General features: G+C 62.4%; 12 protein-coding genes, 1 tRNA gene and 2 rRNA genes (1 of these 15 running past the window's edge). 11 read left to right on the top strand and 4 right to left on the bottom strand.

Features of this window, described 5'->3' with window-relative positions; genetic code table 11:
• From FGL25_RS11375 to FGL25_RS11365, 3 genes are all read left to right on the top strand, one after another.
• Positions 1-2,537, top strand: a 23S ribosomal RNA gene (locus FGL25_RS11375) (it extends 244 nt beyond the left edge of the window).
• Between the two features lie 76 nt (positions 2,538-2,613).
• A 5S ribosomal RNA gene (rrf, locus tag FGL25_RS11370) occupies positions 2,614-2,728 on the top strand.
• A 56-nt stretch (positions 2,729-2,784) separates the two neighbouring features.
• Positions 2,785-2,861: transfer RNA gene (locus tag FGL25_RS11365), tRNA-Met, on the top strand.
• On the opposite strand, the gene FGL25_RS17995 is transcribed toward FGL25_RS11365, so the two are convergent.
• Together FGL25_RS17995 and FGL25_RS11350 are read right to left on the bottom strand one after the other, a co-directional pair.
• Positions 2,818-4,380 carry a recombinase family protein gene (locus FGL25_RS17995; protein ID WP_354702823.1) on the bottom strand — a complete coding sequence of 521 codons (1,563 nt, stop codon included), beginning with the start codon at positions 4,378-4,380 and terminating at the stop codon, positions 2,818-2,820. The genes FGL25_RS11365 and FGL25_RS17995 overlap by 44 nt on opposite strands.
• A gap of 166 nt (positions 4,381-4,546) precedes the next feature.
• Positions 4,547-5,919 (bottom strand): IS3 family transposase gene (locus tag FGL25_RS11350; protein ID WP_095046155.1). Its coding sequence is split into 2 segments (ribosomal slippage): positions 4,547-5,562 and positions 5,562-5,919, totalling 1,374 coding nucleotides; the frame shifts between segments, so codons are not numbered across the junction.
• A 394-nt stretch (positions 5,920-6,313) separates the two neighbouring features.
• Between FGL25_RS11350 and FGL25_RS11345 the strand changes: the two genes are divergently transcribed.
• From FGL25_RS11345 to FGL25_RS11325, 5 genes are all read left to right on the top strand, one after another.
• A complete protein-coding gene (locus tag FGL25_RS11345; RefSeq protein ID WP_138141738.1) occupies positions 6,314-6,613 on the top strand; it encodes a hypothetical protein in 300 nt (99 codons plus the stop codon).
• Between the two features lie 95 nt (positions 6,614-6,708).
• Positions 6,709-6,915, top strand: coding sequence for a hypothetical protein (locus FGL25_RS11340; RefSeq protein ID WP_134582090.1), 207 nt, complete (start codon positions 6,709-6,711; stop codon positions 6,913-6,915).
• Complete coding sequence (locus tag FGL25_RS11335) at positions 6,912-7,097, top strand: hypothetical protein (protein ID WP_134582091.1); 186 nt, start codon at positions 6,912-6,914, stop codon at positions 7,095-7,097. Before FGL25_RS11340 ends, FGL25_RS11335 begins: the two co-directional genes overlap by 4 nt.
• Positions 7,098-7,306: 209 nt before the next feature.
• Complete coding sequence (locus FGL25_RS11330; protein ID WP_138141737.1) at positions 7,307-7,993, top strand: hypothetical protein; 687 nt, start codon at positions 7,307-7,309, stop codon at positions 7,991-7,993.
• Positions 7,994-8,270: 277 nt separating this feature from the next.
• Entirely contained in the window at positions 8,271-10,382 is a 2,112-nt protein-coding gene (locus FGL25_RS11325; protein ID WP_138141736.1) for a recombinase family protein, read from the top strand.
• Positions 10,383-11,073: 691 nt separating this feature from the next.
• Here FGL25_RS11325 and FGL25_RS11315 read toward each other — a convergent pair.
• Positions 11,074-13,371, bottom strand: coding sequence for a CaiB/BaiF CoA transferase family protein (locus FGL25_RS11315; RefSeq protein WP_167493339.1), 2,298 nt, complete (start codon positions 13,369-13,371; stop codon positions 11,074-11,076).
• A gap of 184 nt (positions 13,372-13,555) precedes the next feature.
• On the opposite strand from FGL25_RS11315, the gene FGL25_RS11310 reads away from it, so the two are divergent.
• The gene (locus FGL25_RS11310; RefSeq protein ID WP_167309517.1) at positions 13,556-14,476 is read left to right on the top strand and encodes an IclR family transcriptional regulator; all 921 of its coding nucleotides are present in this window, start codon (positions 13,556-13,558) and stop codon (positions 14,474-14,476) included.
• Here the strand turns inward: FGL25_RS11310 and FGL25_RS11305 are convergent.
• The gene (locus tag FGL25_RS11305; protein WP_138141734.1) at positions 14,397-15,602 is read right to left on the bottom strand and encodes an alpha/beta fold hydrolase; all 1,206 of its coding nucleotides are present in this window, start codon (positions 15,600-15,602) and stop codon (positions 14,397-14,399) included. The two genes, FGL25_RS11310 and FGL25_RS11305, sit on opposite strands and share 80 nt — an antisense overlap.
• Positions 15,603-15,767: 165 nt before the next feature.
• On the opposite strand from FGL25_RS11305, the gene FGL25_RS11300 reads away from it, so the two are divergent.
• Together FGL25_RS11300 and FGL25_RS11295 are read left to right on the top strand one after the other, a co-directional pair.
• Positions 15,768-16,664, top strand: coding sequence for a crotonase/enoyl-CoA hydratase family protein (locus FGL25_RS11300; protein WP_252970139.1), 897 nt, complete (start codon positions 15,768-15,770; stop codon positions 16,662-16,664).
• Positions 16,661-17,449 carry an enoyl-CoA hydratase/isomerase family protein gene (locus tag FGL25_RS11295; RefSeq protein ID WP_134582097.1) on the top strand — a complete coding sequence of 263 codons (789 nt, stop codon included), beginning with the start codon at positions 16,661-16,663 and terminating at the stop codon, positions 17,447-17,449. Before FGL25_RS11300 ends, FGL25_RS11295 begins: the two co-directional genes overlap by 4 nt.
• The last annotated feature ends 62 nt before the right edge of the window (positions 17,450-17,511 follow it).

Here is a 17,511-nt window from a genome sequence, read left to right as displayed (position 1 = left end):
AGTACCCGGAGGAAAGGACATCAACCGAGACTCCCGTAGTAGTGGCGAGCGAACCGGGACCAGGCCAGTGCTCTTGTGAAATAAAGTCGAACGGAATGGAAAGTCCGGCCATAGCGGGTGACAGCCCCGTAGACGTCAAACAGCAAGAGACTCGAGTAGGGCGGGACACGTGAAATCCTGTCTGAACATGGGGGGACCACCCTCCAAGCCTAAGTACTCCTCTACGACCGATAGTGAACAAGTACCGTGAGGGAAAGGTGAAAAGCACCCCGACAAGGGGAGTGAAACAGATCCTGAAATCGGAAGCCTACAAGCAGTCGGAGCCCCCAAGCGGGGTGACGGCGTACCTTTTGTATAATGGGTCAGCGACTTCATGTGTCGAGCAAGCTTAAGCCGTTAGGTGTAGGCGCAGCGAAAGCGAGTCTGAATAGGGCGCTAAGTTCGACGTATGACGACCCGAAACCAGGTGATCTATCCATGAGCAGGATGAAGGTAAGGTAACACTTACTGGAGGTCCGAACCCGTGAATGTTGAAAAATTCTGGGATGACTTGTGGATAGGGGTGAAAGGCCAATCAAACCTGGACATAGCTGGTTCTCCGCGAAATCTATTTAGGTAGAGCGTCCGACGAATACCCTGGGGGGTAGAGCACTGGATGGTTGCGGGCTGCGCGAGCGGTACCAATACTAACCAAACTCCGAATACCCAGGAGTACTATCGGGCAGACACACGGCGGGTGCTAACGTCCGTCGTGAAAAGGGAAACAACCCTAACCATCATCTAAGGCCCCCAAGTCATGGCTAAGTGGGAAACGATGTGGGATTGCTTTGACAATCAGGAGGTTGGCTTAGAAGCAGCCATCCTTTAAAGAAAGCGTAACAGCTCACTGATCAAGCGATCCTGCGCGGAAAATGTAACGGGGCTAAAGCCATGCGCCGAAGATATGGGTTTGCAGTTTACTGCAAGCGGTAGCGGAGCGTTCCGTAAGCCTGTGAAGGTCAACTGTGAGGTTGGCTGGAGGTATCGGAAGTGAGAATGCTGACATGAGTAACGATAAACAGTGTGAGAAACACTGTCGCCGAAAGACCAAGGGTTCCTGCGTAAAGCTAATCTGCGCAGGGTTAGTCGGCCCCTAAGGCGAGGCTGAAAAGCGTAGTCGATGGGAAGCAGGTAAATATTCCTGCACCAGCTGGAAGTGACGGATGGCATAAGTCGTCGGGGCTTATTGGATTGTTCCCGGCGGTGGCGTTGTCCCTGGAAATAACTCCAGCAGAGACCGTACCCGAAACCGACACAGGTGGTCAGGTAGAGTATACCAAGGCGCTTGAGAGAACTGTGCTGAAGGAACTCGGCAAATTGCACGCGTAACTTCGGAATAAGCGTGACTCACCCTGGGCAACCAGGACTGAGTGGCACAAGCCAGGGGGTAGCGACTGTTTAGCAAAAACATAGGGCTCTGCGAAGCATCAATGCGACGTATAGGGTCTGACGCCTGCCCGGTGCCTGAAGGTTAAAGGGAGGAGTGAAAGCTCCGAACTGAAGCCCAGGTAAACGGCGGCCGTAACTATAACGGTCCTAAGGTAGCGAAATTCCTTGTCGGGTAAGTTCCGACCTGCACGAATGGCGTAACGACTTCCCCACTGTCTCCAGCACAGGCTCAGTGAAATTGAATTCCCCGTGAAGATGCGGGGTTCCCGCGGTCAGACGGAAAGACCCTATGAACCTTTACTATAGCTTCGCCTTGGCGTTAGCGACCGTATGTGTAGGATAGGTGGGAGGCTATGAAGCCGGGGCGCCAGCTCTGGTGGAGCCATCCTTGAAATACCACCCTTACTGTCGTTGACGTCTAACCGAGGGCCGTTATCCGGTCCCGGGACATGGCGTGGTGGGTAGTTTGACTGGGGCGGTCGCCTCCCAAAGTGTAACGGAGGCGCGCGATGGTTAGCTCAGACCGGTCGGAAATCGGTCGTCGAGTGCAATGGCATAAGCTAGCCTGACTGCGAGACTGACAAGTCGAGCAGAGACGAAAGTCGGCCATAGTGATCCGGTGGTCCCGCGTGGAAGGGCCATCGCTCAACGGATAAAAGGTACTCTAGGGATAACAGGCTGATTTTGCCCAAGAGTCCATATCGACGGCAAAGTTTGGCACCTCGATGTCGGCTCATCACATCCTGGGGCTGGAGCAGGTCCCAAGGGTATGGCTGTTCGCCATTTAAAGTGGTACGTGAGCTGGGTTCAGAACGTCGTGAGACAGTTTGGTCCCTATCTGCCGTGGGTGTTCGAAGCTTGAGAGGATCTGTCCCTAGTACGAGAGGACCGGGATGGACATACCTCTGGTGGACCTGTCATGGCGCCAGCCGTGCAGCAGGGTAGCTAAGTATGGAATAGATAACCGCTGAAAGCATCTAAGCGGGAAACTAACCTCAAAACAAGGCTTCGCTGAGGATCGTGGAAGACTACCACGTTGATAGGCCAGGTGTGGAAGCGCGGTGACGTGTGAAGCTTACTGGTACTAATAATCCGATCGGCTTGATCGTTTCTCAGCAAAACTCATTCGATCTTACTATGTCGAAATCATAGACAATATCTTCTCATTCATGTGTGTCGGGTTGACCTGGTGGCTCTGTCGGAGGTTCCCCACCCGATCCCATTCCGAACTCGGTCGTTAAGACCTCCAGAGCCGATGGTACTTCGTCTTAAGGCGCGGGAGAGTAGGTCGCCGCCGGGTCTACCCGACACACATGAATGACTTCTCGAACCTTCTTCCTTTACTCACCGCCTTGCCGCGGGATGGAGCAGCCCGGTAGCTCGTCAGGCTCATAACCTGAAGGTCGCAGGTTCAAATCCTGCTCCCGCACCCAGTGATACCCCACAGTCCCCGACTGTGGGGTTTTCTGCTTTCTGGGTTCCGCCCAGGCCGAGCAGCACGGCCAGGCTGCCGTGGACGCGCAGATCAAACTTGCCCAGGCCATCCAGCGGAATGAAGTCCACGCGGTCGATCAGCCTGCGCAATTCCTTGCGCAGGTCCTCGCCGGCGTCGCCCTCGATCGCCAGGTGCAGGTCCTCGGTCAAGCGGCGGTAGGCTTGCGTGATGCCGGGGTGCAGGCGCACGGTCTCAGTCGGTGCGACCTCGGAGAGGAGCCCGGTCAGCTCCACCTGCTGAGCCTTCAGGGGCGCGGTGCGAGCCTTCAGGGTCTCGAGGTCGATCACTTCTTCCATGAACATGACCTGGGCCCGTTCCAGGCGTCGGGCGATCTCCGCCAGCTCCTTCTCCATCGGCGCGCGCTCGCGCTCGATCATACGCCGGTGTTCCTCGGCCGCCTCCTGATAGCGCGCCACCGCCAGGGCGATGGCCTCCGGCGAGATCAGATGCGTCTTCACGCCGTCCAGGACGCGGCGTTCGACCGCGCGCGCCGCTATGATCTTGCCGTTGGCGCAGGTGCCGCGGTCCCGGTTGGCGCTGCAGATGTACTTGCCGCCGTTCAGGATCATGGCCGCGCCGCACCGGTCGCACTTCATCAGCCCGGACAGCAGCCGCTTGGGCTTACGCGCGTGGGCCGCGGGAAGGGCGGAGAGCGCCGCCTTGCGGTTCTGAACGCGGGCCCAAAGGTCATCGTCGATGATGCGCAGGTCCGGGACCGGCTCGCGGATCCAGTCTTCCGGCGGGTTCAGCACCGAGGAGCGGCGGCCGGTATCCGGGTGCTTGCGGAATTTCCGCCGGTTGAACACGCGCACGCCGGCATAGAGTTCCTGGTGCAGAATTCCGTCTTGGGCGCGGCGGTCTCCATTGATGGTCGATGGAGTCCACGTGCCGCCGCGCGGCCCGGGCACGCCGGTGGCGTTCAGGCTGTGGGCGATGGCTCGGGGCGATTCCCCTTCGGCGTAACGCTCAAAAATAGAGCGCACCACCCTGGCCTGGTCCGTGTTGATCGTCAGTTCGCCCTTGGCGGCCAGGTCGTACCCAAAGCACCGACCGCCGCCGCTGAAGCCGTCTTTGACGCGCGCGACAAGGCCGCGGCGAGTTTTGTTGCCGAGCTCGGTCAGGAACATCTGGTTCATCGTGCCCTTCAGGCCGATGTGGAGTTCGGTCACGTGCCCCTCTGAAAGGGTCTCCAGCGCAACACCGGCGAACTGCAGACGCTTGTAGATGTGGGCGATGTCTTCCTGATCGCGCGAGAGGCGATCCAGGGATTCTGCGCGGACCTTGTCGATTTCTCCGCGGGCCACGGCGACCAGAAGCGCCTGCAGGCCGGGCCGATTGACCAACGCTGAGCCTGAGACGGCTTCGTCGGTGAAGGTCCGGATCGAAGCTTTGCCGCAGGCTTCGCTAACGACGCGCAGAGCCTGGATTTGATCCTGGGTGGAGCGGGGATTCTGCATGTCGGTTGAATGTCGACCGTAGTGGGCCTCTCTCACGACCATGGGGAAACTCAGCCTCGTGTCGGAAATCGAGGGTGCCAAGAGCCTGAAACTGTCCGTCGTCGAAACATTTGGCGCAGGTTTGGCGTGGCGTTAACGGAGAGCGGGCCTCGTCAGGGGTTGGCTTTTAGGCGGCGAGCTTGCGGTGCTGCAAGCGGCGATGTTCGATGGTCTGTTTCTTGATGGCGGCGCGCTGGGCGTGGATCTGCCGATCGCGGCCAAAGTAGGCATCTGCGGGCGTCACATTGCCCAGGCTTTCGTGATAGCGCTGGTGGTTGTAGTGCTCGATGAAGGCTTCGATCTGGGCTTCGAGATCGCCGGGCAGGTAATAATTCTCCAGTAGGATGCGGTTTTTCAAGGTCTGGTGCCAGCGCTCGATCTTGCCCTGTGTCTGGGGGTGAAAGGGGGCGCCGCGCACGTGGCTCATGGACTGGGCCTCGATATAGGCGGCCAGTTCGCCCGCGACATAGCTCGGGCCATTGTCCGAGAGCAGGCGCGGCATGTGCAGCACGGTGGCGCTGTCACAACCTGATGCGGCCAGCGCCAAGTCCAGCGTGTCGGTGACATCGCCCGCCGTCATGGTGGTGCACAGCTTCCACGAGATGATGTAGCGGGAATAGTCGTCGAGCACGGTTGAGAGGTAAACCCAGCCCCAACCGATCAGCTTGAAATAGGTGAAGTCGGTCTGCCACATCTCGTTTGGTCGCATCGTCTTGGTGTGGAACTCGTCGCGGGCCTTGATGACGATATAGGCTGGGCTGGCGATCAGATCCTGTGCCTTGAGCAGGCGATAAACCGTGGCCTCGCAGACAAAGTACTGCTTCTCATCGGTAAATTTGGTGGCCAACTCGCGGGGCGAGAGTTCGCTTTCCTCCAGCGCCATGTCGATGATCTGTTTGCGCACATTCTCGGGCAGCCGGTTCCATACCCGGCTTGGCGCCGAGGGGCGGTCTTCCAGCGCCTCAGGCCCACCATCAAGGTAGCGGGCATACCAGCGGGCAAAGGTGCGGCGTGGGATGCCCAGTTTCTCCAGCGTCTGTCGGGTGGGCAGATGGGATTGCTCGACGAGGCGGATGATCTCGAGCTTTTCTGCGGCGGGATACCTCATTCTTGGTCGCCCCCATCCGCGATCATGCTTTTTTTAAGCAGGCGGTTCTCGAGCGTCAGGTCGGCCACGCATTCCTTGAGAGCCAGTGCTTCACGGCGCAGATCCTTGACCTCGTCACTGGTGGCGGCACGGGCCGTGTCCCCGGCCAGACGGCGTTTGCCAGCCTCAAGGAATTCTTTTGACCAGGAATAATACACGCTCTGGGCGATGCCTTCGCGGCGGCACAGTTCAGCGATGCTCTCCTCGCCGCGCAGGCCTTCGAGCACGATGCGGATTTTATCCTCGGCCGAGAAATGCCGGCGTGTGGCACGGCGAATATCTTTCACCACCACCTCGGCGGGCTTCTTGGTGGGCTTGGCAGCCAATTTTGGGCTGGAGGGATTGGGTCTCATCTGCGTTCCTTACGTCACTGCGACGAGACCCAATCCCTCCATTATCCGCAACCCCAGATCTGTGCCAAAGGCGCTGACGCCGAACAGGTCGCGATGCGAACATGAGCGCCAGCATCTTGGTCCGCTTGCAAATGTACCGGATTCAACTCGTCACTGCCGATGCCGGGGTGATTAGTTTGGAAGATGCCGCGGTGAGGATGGTGGAAGGCGCAGGGGCTCTCCAGAGGCAGGCGCGGCAGTGAGCGGGTTCAGTCGCGCTGACGGTCTGGGGCAGAACGAGTTGTTGGCAAGGTTTGCAGGCACTCGGTTTGGCGCTTGGGGGATCGTTCCTGCCGTTCGGTTGGGGGACGCCCTCAGACTTATCTCCAGCCACGCACAGCCGCAGGCGCGTTTCTTGTTGCTATTGGTCTTGGTCAGTTCTCTGCAGGGCGACCCGTCGGACCGAACGGTGCACGAAGCCGTCGATCTGGTCTGGGATTGGACCGCTGAAGATGACTGGGCAGGTGTGCGCGCCCATCATGATCTAGACGGGGAAGTCGTTGGGTTCAGCCAGGGAATCGTCGAGACCGAGGACTGGGCTGACGAAATTCTCGCGGCAGTGATGATCGACAACGTTTCGGCCCGCGCCCAAGCGATCGAAACCCTGCTGGATGACATCCTCCAAACGTGTGCGGGCATCGAGACCGGAGGGTAAGCCCATGACGACTGGTCGCAATGTCGGTCTAGGCGGCTGCGCCTGGCGGCTGAACGTCGTCTGGCCGCTCGCCTCCAAGCCGAAGAGGGCAAGCATTGACCCGGCCCGTTGATGATCCCGAACGCCTTCGCCGCATCCGCGAGATTTTCGAAGCGTACAAGGCCTCGCACTACCCCGGCGATTTCGTGCTGTTGATGGACCACCTCGCGGCCGCCGGCTTCGACAACGTCCTGGTCTCAGCGGGGTTGAACGCCGAGGGCAAGATGGATGTCATCATCCAGGATTACGGAGCGCGGAAATGAGCGGTTTGTCTTATCGGTTGCCTGGCGGCGGCGGCATCGTCGCCCTCGCCCAACGCTTTCGTCTGAACGAGGACCATATCTCCGAGCCGTTTATCGTGAACCGCGTTCGCGGCACGTTTGTCGCCGACCACGGGGGAGCGGGCGGTCGGGTTGATGTAGGGGGACGAGATGGAGCGTTTTGACCTCTCCAATCCGGGACGCAAGAGCAGCCTGATGGCGAAGTTTGCAGGAAGTCGATTTGGCGTTTGCGGCGTCGTGCCCCCCATCCGCTTGGGCGATGCCACTCGTCTGATCGCCACCCACGAGCGTCCCGAGGCTCGTTTCCTGCTGCTCGAAGTCACTATTAACGCCGTTCTCGCCGAACCGTCGGACCGCGGGTGTCCACGAGGCGGTGGATCTCGTCTGGGATTTGGTCGCTGCGGACGATTGGACAGGTGCTCGGACGCACTTTGATCTCAACGGAGTGATTGTTGGTTTCAGCCAGGCCGTGGTGGGACCCAGTGAGTGGGAGGACGAGACGTTCACGGCCGCCATGGTCGCGGATGTTGCGGAGAGAGCGAACGCCATTGAAGCGGTGCTGAACGATGTCGTGGAAACCTACGTCGCACATGAACTTGGCGCTGGATCGTTGGAGATTGAACCGGACCCGTTCGGAACCGTGCGACTGAACGCCCCGCTCGCCCAGTTAATCGCCAACGCGGTCTCCGCCAAGAACCCTTGCTGCTCGTACCTCGGCATCTCCTCTCTGGTGACCGACATCGCTCATCAATGCGACGCTGACGGCGTGGCGCTGGCAGTGGACCACGGGATGGCGATTTGCGCTCAGCCCTCTTGGCCGCAGGCTCGGCTGATCCGCGACGAGCGTGGTGTGATTACCGGCTTCGACGACGATGTGTATGACGGACAGGGGTTGGCCAAGGCCGTCGCTCAGGCTGTGCTTCAGCAGGATGTTTCCGATCGGGAGCGCGCCGTCTGGGGGCTGATCTACTTCGCCGTGGAAGATCCGCCTCACGATTGGGGACATGAGGTGGCTTCCTTCCTCGAAAAACAGCGGCTCCATGCGGGGAGCGGCGGATGACTGAATCTACCTCAGGCAACCCCCAGTACGCCCCGCCAGCGGCGAGGCCGGCTGTGGACATTGACGGCGAGCACGCAGCGAGAAGTTCGGGGAGAAGGGGGCAAGGGCGAAGTCGATCTCGCCAAGAGGAATCGCTTGATGCGCTTCTCACTCACGAGCGCATGCTGGTCAGGGAGCGGGACGCGCGGGCATTGAGCGCCGGAGATGATCTGTTGCCGCTCATCCTGGCGTTGGCCCGAATGGACGCGCACGCGACCGCTCGGGCGGTGGGCTCTCAGTGAGGTATGATCCCCCACCCGGATCTCGGGTCGTCATCTATGCGCGTTTCTCAACGCTGCATCAGCGCCAGGAATCCATCGAAGATCAGGTGCGAGTTTGCACCGCCGTCGCTGAGCGGAACGGCTGGACTGTCGTCGCCGTCTACAGCGACGCCGCACGCAGCGGGACCACCTTTGTTGGACGCTCGGGCTACTTCGAAATGATGGCTGCTGCCGACCGCGGCGAGTTCGACGTGGTCCTGGTCGAAGACATGGATCGCTTGAGCCGCCAGGCGTCCGGCGCCCATGGCGTCATCGAAGAGTTCCAAGCGCTCGACATCGCCGTGTGCACTGCCCACGGCGGCGTGGTCACCGACATGGAGGTGGCGTTCAAGGCCGTTCAGAACGCCGAGTTCATCCGCAATCTGGCGAAGAAGTCTCGCCGCGGGGTCGAAGGCGCCGTTCTCGCGGGCCGCCAATCGGGCCGTGTGCCATACGGGTTCAAGAAGGTCTTCACCGAAGATGGCGCACGAGGGCTGCGAGCGATTGTCGAAGCGGAAGCCGATGTGGTTCGCCGCGTGTTCCGCGACTGCGCAGCCGGTAAGAGCATCGTCCAGATTTGCCATGAACTGACCGCCGACGGGATCCCTGGCCCAGGCGGTCGGCCATGGCGCGTCGGAGCGCTGTACGGCAACAAGCGCAAAGGAACCGGAATTCTTCGAAATGCCCTGTATAAGGGAAAGACTGTCTGGGGTCGGACCAAGACCAAGCGGAACGGCCGCACAGGGAGCGTCAAACACCAGATTGTCCCTCAAGACGACCATGTCGTCGTCGATGCGCCTGAACTGCGGATCGTCAGCGACGAGCTGTTCGACGCCGTCCAGCAGCGGTTGGCTGACAACGAGGTTTCCGATGAGCATCAATTTCAGTCTCGCCGAAAGGCCGAGTACCTCTTTTCTGGTCTCTATCGGTGCGGCGTGTGCGGATCGGCTTATCACATCCGCCATGAGAAGATGGGGTGCGTCGGCCGCTTGGAGCGTGGCGTTTGCGATAACCGTCGCCGCGTGGCCCGCACCGATATCGAAGACCTGATCGTGAGAGCGCTCAAGCCTCGTCTCCTGACGCCTCAGTACATCAAGCCGTACATTGCCGAGTACCGCCGCGAACTCCGATTGGCGATCGATGAATGGAATGGCGGCCGCGCGTCTTTGGAGAAGGAGCAGCAGCGTCTGACGAAGGCCAGTCAAAACCTCATGGCGGATCTTCGAGATGGCGACCTGGAGGGCGCCGCTCGCCGTGCTGTCAGGGACGAACTGAATCGTGTCGAACGGGATCGCGAGCAATTGCAACGCCGACTGGCGACGACTCCGTCGCATCCGCTGACGGACTTGTCCGACGACGCCATAATTGCGCGCATGGGGCGAGTTATTGACGATCTACAATCGTCCCTTGCCAATGGTGATCGGGACGCGACCCGCGCTCAGGAAGTCCTGAGAACGCTCGTCGAGAAGATCGTGATTGAACCCATCCCAGCGGAGTACGAGGACCGTCGTGGCATCGGCCCCGTGAGGATCACGGTCACCGGCAACCTCAGCAATCTGCTTTCCTGGTCGGAAGATGATCGCGTGGTCCAGCATGCTTCGCGTCCGGAAAGCATGCAGGGCCACGCGACTGTGCTGGTGGACTTCACCATCGATCACTTCCCCGTCGACATCCGCATGGTCCCGACCGGCTACGAAACGGTCGCGGTGATCAGCCGGATGCTCGACGACGCCGATCGTCCGCTCTCCAAGCGCGATCTGATCGACGCCTTGGCTGGGACGTTGGACGAGGCACCGGACTATGACGAGGGCAGTCGGCACCTGTCCCGGGTCAATCTGGCGCTCCGATTTCTCCTTGATCGAGATCTTGTTCGGCGTGTCGGATGGCGGATGTGGGCCGGCTATATGTGGAGCGACGCCGAGCTACCGCTGGATATCGTCACGTTCGAGGAGAAGCGGCCAATGACCTTGCCTATGGAACTGGTCGAGGTGGCAAAGCCTGAGACGTTCACCGTGCGCGTCTACCGCTGCACGAAAGCCCGGTCTGAGAACACAGGAATGAATACCATTACGGATGCGGCCCGCTCTTAAGGGTTGATCATGAACTGGGGGGTAGCCGCCGAAGTTCACATCGTGGCAGCTTCAGGTGCAGCGCCTGAAGGAAGGAGAACTCCGGAGTGCGTTCTTGCATAAGTGCCGAGGGCCAAAGTCAAACAGTTAAGTACTATACTTCTTCTATATGTGCTGGCGGCAGTAACACGCCAGAATCGGATGCCGCCGACATCATTCGCTCCCCGCCGCGGTCCATCCGCCACCAAGGGCTTGATAGAGCGCAGCGTTGTTAAGCAGTCGGTTCTCCTGAAGTTGTACCAAGCCTAGCTCGACATTCAGCAGGCCGCGCTGGGCATCCAGCTCTCGAGATAGGAGGCGTAGCCCGCAGGATAGCGGGTGCGGTCATGGTGCAGGCCTTCGGTGAGCGCCTCGTGCTGGGCTTCGGCTTCTATGGCTGATGTCGCAGACGACTGATACCCGCCAAAGCATTTTCCACTTCTGAGAATGCCGTCAGGACCATCTTTCTATACGCAACCGTTGGGAGCTCGAAGTGAGCAGCTCTTAAATGGTCTCGACAAGTTCTGGAACCGGACTGCGCACCATGAGCCGATCTGCGCTCGCAACCGCAACCCCTTTTGGCTCTCATAAGATCGAGGGAGCAGAAGGGGGCACATCATTGTCTATTCCCTTCTGGAAATTATAGGGGTTAATCGTGGTTTTGAACCTGCCATCAGAAAACCGCTAAGGGCTCGTGCTCGCCTAGCATGGGAGGGCGCTCCGAAGGCGAGCGGCGGCTTCCCAGGAAGATGGGGCTGGAGAGAATTCGCACGGTATTCGTTCCCGACGCAGGGTGCGTGATGTCTTCAACGAGCGCGCGGGCGCGAAGCTGAGCATCCGCAAAGACTTCGTCATAACGGTTCACGGCAGCGCCCGGCACGCCCAGGGCGGCGAGCCGTTCGAGGGCGCGGTCGCGCGTCGTCCGCCGGAAAGCGCCCCGCAGCCGCTCTTCGAGACCCGCCGCATTTGCCTTGCCGAGATCTGACGGCGATAGGGAGGGGATGACGGTGCTGGCGATGGTGGCCAGTGCGTGCAGGTGATCCGGGGAGCTTACGGACAGGAAGATCGGGCCGTCCTGACAGGTGTAGAGGCCGGTTGGAGAAGGGCCGACCCGGTTTCCGCGTCTCGGCGGCTGGCGTCCTGTCTCGAGGAAAGACTGAACGCCGCCGGCTTGCATGGCGACCGCGACATCCAGCAGAGCGACGTCCACGTGCTGGCCGGGGGCCGCGTCGGCATGGCGTTGGTGGAGCGCGGCGACGGCGGCCAGTGCGGCGAACTGGCCGGTGGACACGTCCATCAGACTGGGCCCTGTCTTCAACGGGCCGCCGCCGGGCTCTCCATCCGGGAGACCGGTCATCGCCATAAGGCCGCCTTGCGCCTGAAACACGGCGTCATAGCCGGGCCTGTCGGCATACGGGCCGGATTGGCCGTACCCGGTCAGCGAGACATAGATCAGCCGGGGATTGATGCTCCTGAGGGTGGAAGCATCGAGACCGAAGCGCGCCAGATTGCCGGCGATGAAGTTCTCAATCAGCACGTCAGCGTCGGCCGCGAGCGACCGGACGCGCGCCTGCCCTTCGGCCGAGGCCAAATCCACGAGAATGGAGCGCTTGTTGCGGTTGGCGCAGAGATGGAAGGCGGACTCCAACGTCCGGACGCCGGTAGCGTCCGTCAGGGCGTCCGGTCCGTAGAGGCGCGCGTCGTCGCCGCGGCCCGGCCGTTCCACTTTCAGGACGTTCGCTCCGAAGTCTCCCAGCACCTGCGCCGCCCACGGCGCCGCCAGCACCCGGCCAAGGTCCAGGACCCTGACCCCGTCGAGCGGCGCCGCCGAGACGGCGCCATCGCCGTGCAGCGATCGAGGGCGCCGCGGCGCGAGCCAGCCCTTGAACCGCTCGCCGGGAGGCGGAGCCGCCGAGCGGACCGTCGGCGAGCGAGGCAGGCGGAGGGGGGAAGCCACGCCAGGGAGGCCGTCCTCGTCCCGAACGATCAAGCCGCGCGCCTGAACGTGGGGATCGGCCGCCAGATCGGCGTAGGTGTTGACGGTGGAGCAGGGCACCCCGGCCTTTACCAGAAGATCCATCAGTGCCTGGCGCGAACGGGTCTTGATGATCGGGCCGAGCACGGCGTCGATCTCGGCGCGGTTCCGGTCTCGGGCGAGGACGTCGGCGAAGCGCGGGTCGCCCACCATGTCGGCGTGGCCGAGTGCTTCGCACAGTTTGGCGTAGTGTTGATCGGTGCCCGCCGAGATGTAGATGACCCCGTCCGCACAGTCGAAGGTCTGGGCGGGATGGCCTCCGTTTCCGGCGTTGCCGCGCCTCTGGGGCTGGCGACCGGAAATCAGATAGTTCTGGACGACATGGGACTGCATCGTGACGGCCACGTCGAACATCGCGACATCCACGAACGTAGGGGTCGCGAATGCCCGCAGGCGGCCGATCAGAAGCGCGATCACGCCTGTCGCCGCGTTCACAGCGGACAGGCCGGTAATGAGCGGAACGCCGATCTGCATGGGGCCGCCGCCGGGCGCGTCGTCGTCATGGCCCGTGATCGCCATGAGTCCCGCCTGCGCCTGGAGCACCGCTTCATCGGCGTCCTCTCCTCGGCGAGGACCGGAAAGGCCATAGGGCGTAACTGAACAGACGATAAGGTCGCGGTTGCAGGCCAGCGGCTTTGTCGGGTCGAAGCCTGCGGCCTCCAATTCTCCGTCATCAACCACGACATCGGCATCGCGGAGCCAAGCTTCCAACGCAGTGTGGTTATCGGCATCAGCCGTGATCCGGACTGAACGCTTGTGCCGATTTAGCGCGCGATACTGGGAGTCGTCCGGCTCCGCGCCACGTTCGAGGCGCACGACGTCGGCGCCGAGCTCTGCGAGCAATTGAGCGGCGCGGGCGGCGGCCGGCCGCCGCCCGAGATCGACGACGCGCAGCGCCGCAAGCGCTCGATCGGACTTCGAATTCGTCTTGCTCACACACGCCCTCTCCGATGACCGCATTCAAGGTGTCGGAACGCCAGAGCGGTCGCAATGCTTGGCATGGAAGCACCGCATATGCGTTGCGACCGACGACGTTCGACCCGTGCTCCGTTGACAAAGTCTCATAATCTAACGGATGGTAGTTAGAAGCCCTCAGAGAAGGGAATTAGGGAGTGAAGTCATGGACGCTGGCGCATGTCAGGCGACGCCGACGCGCACGCCTCGCCGATCATCAAGCCCGAGTCGGGCGTCGACCCTTCTGGCTTCTGACGCCAAGCGCATCAAGTCGGCCGAACGGGTCTTGCAGGTGCTTGAATACTTCTCGACCCGTCAGCAGCCGGAAGCCACCGTCATGGACATTGCGAAGGCTCATGGCCTTCCGCAGTCTTCGACGTCAGAACTGCTGAAATGTCTCACCGCCCTGGGTTATTTGGCCCACGATCCCTTCCGTCGGACCTATGTGCCGACCGCCAGGGTGGCCTTGCTCGGGGCGGGGGCGGCCCCCCTGCTGCTTCAAGGCGGTCCGCTCATGGAGATGTTGGCGGACCTTAATGAACAAACCGGGGAATTCGTCGTCCTAGGCATGCTCGTAGGATTGGCCGTGCGCTATGTGCATGTGTTGCCGTCGTCCCGACTTGTCACCACTGTGGTTCCGGAAAGCAGTTCCTTGCCTCTGCATACGGCGATGGGGCGGGCGCTCCTCTCGACGTTGCCCGATGAAGCGATCCGTAAGTTCGTTCATCGACTGAATTCGCAGGTTTCCGAAAAATGGAGGGTCACGCCTTCGGCGGTTCTCGCAGAGACAGCCGAAATGCGGCGACTGGGTTATTCCGTGACCGCCAACACGGTCTGGCGAGGGGGCGGCATGGTTTGCACGCCACTTCCCGACTGCGGAGACGGCCAGTTGCTCGGCGTCGGCATCGGCAGCGACGCGGAAACCACCCTCGATCGGGCGGCGGACTTCGCCGAGCGGATCCGCGCCGCGGCGGCGCGTCACCTGCCGGGTCGTGGTCAAATGGCGCTCAAGCAAAATGCAGTCGGCGATACCGGCCGCGAAAATAAAGAAGCGGGTCTCTTCGCGGCTCAAAGCGCGCGCGTATGACTTCCCCGACGAAGATCCGGTGGTCGCCGCCGTCGTGAACCGCATGTTTGCGACACAGGAACACCGCCAGCGATCCGACGAGCGCGGGAACGCCGTCATGCCAGGCTTCGAACGCCGTCTCCGCGAAGCGGTCTTCGCTTCGCCGTGCGAACCGGTCGGACGTGGGCTGCTGGCCGATGTGCAGAACGTTCACCGCAAAGGTCGAGGACGCTTCGAAAGCAGCCAAGGACCCGGCCGTCCGCGCCAGGCAGAAGAGCAGCAGCGGCGGATCGAGCGACACCGACGTGAAGGAGTTGGCCGTCAGGCCCACGGGGGCGCCATTCTGATCCACGGTGGTCACGACGGTGACGCCCGTGCCGAAGCAGCCGAGGGCGTCACGCAGGGTCCTGACGTCCGATCCCGCGTGATAGGCCTGCGGGTCCCGGGGCGCTTCCGTCTCGAGGAATTCCAGGAGATGCGCCTGGAACTGCTCGGGTTGATCCGCAGCGACATCGTGCGCGGCCCCTTCGACCTCGACATGTCGGGCGTGGGGCGCCCGACGCGCCATCGCGTCGCGGGCGTCGCGGCTGACGAGGGGATTGTCGGCGCCGTGCAGGATCAGGATCGGCAGCCTGATCTGTCCAAGAACCGAATCCAGCGTGCGTTCCAGGTCCGTGATGTCCAGTCCGGTGGTCCAGCGCCGATCGCCGGTCGCGTCGAACCGTCGGCTTCGCGCCAGCTGGCGAACGGCGTCGGGGTCGAGTATCGGAGCCACGCCCGCCACGACCACGCCCGCCGCAAGATGCGCGCCTTCATCGGCGATCGCGGCCAGCGCGATCGCGGCGCCCATGGCGACCCCGACGATTACGGGACGAGTGGGAAGCGAGCGCAGAAGCGCCCGCAGGTCTTCGGCGTAGGCCTCGAGATCATAGCGCCCGTCCGCTGGACGCGCGCTCAGGCCATGCCCTCGCAGATCAGGACAAAGAACATGTCGACCGGCGGCGACGAGCGCCTCGGCCGTCTGTCGCCAATCGCTGGACCGCCGCCCCCCCGTATGAACGAGCACCACGCCGGGATCCTCAGGCGAGCCATGGCGCTCGACCGACAAGGCGACGCCGCCAAAGCCGCGAAAGGTCTCTATTCTCATGGTGGCGTCTCCCTTGCAGGCCGGTTTCGATCCGGGTGCAAGGCTAGTTCGCCCTGGCGCGTTTCGCGTGGGGACGAAGCAAACATCGCATCCCCGATGCTCGCTCGCGGAACCAGGGTGCTATCGCTTGCCCGACGACAGAGGAGCGAGACGATGGGAAAATGGTTGAACGCGCCGGACACCTTGCGATTCGAGGTGCGAGGCAGGGTGGCCTACATCACCTTCAACCGGCCTGAGAAGCGCAACGCCCAGAGCGCGCGCTGCCTGCGTGAACTCAATGACGCGCTGCGCGAGGCTGACGATCTGCGGTCCGTTCATTGCGTGGTGTTGCAAGGGGCAGGCAAGGATTTCTGTTCGGGCGCGGACATCTCCGAGGGCATCGAACCGGGCGCGGACGGACGGCGCCCTTACGATCCCGCCGACTACCGCGGACGGACCGCCTTCGAGGACGACGTCTGGCATACCCGCTACGGATCCAATCTCCGTCTCGACATCTTTCGAATGCACAAGCCGGTCATCGCCAAGGTGCAGGGGAACTGCCTGGCGGTCGGCACCGACATCGCGTTCAACTGCGACATGGTCATCGCCGCCGATGACGCCCGCATCGGCTTTCCCGCAGCCCGATCGCTCGGATCGCCCGCCAATCATATGTGGCTCTATCTGATGGGGCCCCAGTGGGCGAAACGCCTCCTGTTGACGGGAGACGTGTTGCGGGGGCGCGACGCCGCCGCCCTGGGGCTCGTCATGGAATCGTATCCCCCCGCCGAGCTGGACGCGGCGGTCGCCGTCCTCGCGGATCGCATCGCCCTAGGCGATCCCGCCTTGCTGGCGGCACATAAGCGCGTGGTCAACATGGGGCTGGAACTGATGGGGTGGGAGACGCTTCAGCGCTTCGCCGCCGAAAACGACGCGCGCGCCCACCTGGCCGAGGCGCCGCGCGCCTTCTTCGATCTCGTCAAGGCGGAGGGCGTCAAGACCGCGCTCCAGCGCCGTGACGCGCCCTATGGCCACGATGAAGTCCAACTCCGCGCCGCGCGGGACAACCCGGAGACCCCCCAATGACTGATGCGATCGACGGCCTCGTCATCCAGCGCCGCGGGCCGGCGCTGGTCCTCACCATGACCAATCCTGGTCGCAAGAACGCCTTCTATCCGGAGATGCGCAGCCGGATCGCCGAAGCCATCGCCGGCGCCGCCAGCGACGCTGCCGTGCGAGCGGTCGTCCTCACCGGAGCGGAAGGCCATTTCTGTTCGGGCGCCGACCTGCGCCGCGTGAGCGACGCCGACAATGGACCGCTCGCGGTGCGGGAGCGCCTCAAGAGCGTTCACCGGCTCCTGGAACTCATCGTCGGGGGAGCCAAGCCGACCATCGCGGCCGTGGAGGGCGACGCCTTCGGCGCGGGAATGTCCATGGCGGCCGCGGCCGATGTCGTCATCGCCGCCCGGGGCGCCCGCTTCGGCGCATCCTTCGCCAAGATCGGCCTGTTGCCGGACATGGGCCTTCTTTACACCCTCCCTCTGCGCGTCGGCCTGCCCAAGGCGCGGCGGCTGATGATGACGGCTCGGACAATCGCCGCGGAGGAGGCGGCCGCCATCGGGCTCGTCGACGAACTGACCGTCGAAGGCGGGGCCCTTGAGCGCGCGCTGGCGGTCGCGGCCGAATTCGAGGCCTCAGCGCCGCTGTCCCTGGCGGCGATCAAGGCGGCGATGGCCCAGGGATTGGTCGGGATAGACGACGTGGCTCGCTTCGAGCTCAACACCGTTCCAGGTCTCGCCAACACGGAGGATCACCTGGCCGCCCGCAAGGCGTTCCTCGAGAAGAGCCAGGCGGTGTTTGTGGGGCGGTAGGACGGCCTGCGTCGCCTAATCATCGCACCTGCGATGTTGATGCGGTTCATATTGAGTTAGAA

The sequence above is a fragment of the Brevundimonas vancanneytii genome, from assembly GCF_901421975.1.
GTDB lineage: Bacteria > Pseudomonadota > Alphaproteobacteria > Caulobacterales > Caulobacteraceae > Brevundimonas > Brevundimonas diminuta.
The sequence above is the reverse complement of the archived record's forward strand: the minus strand, read 5'-3'. Positions and strand labels throughout refer to the sequence as shown.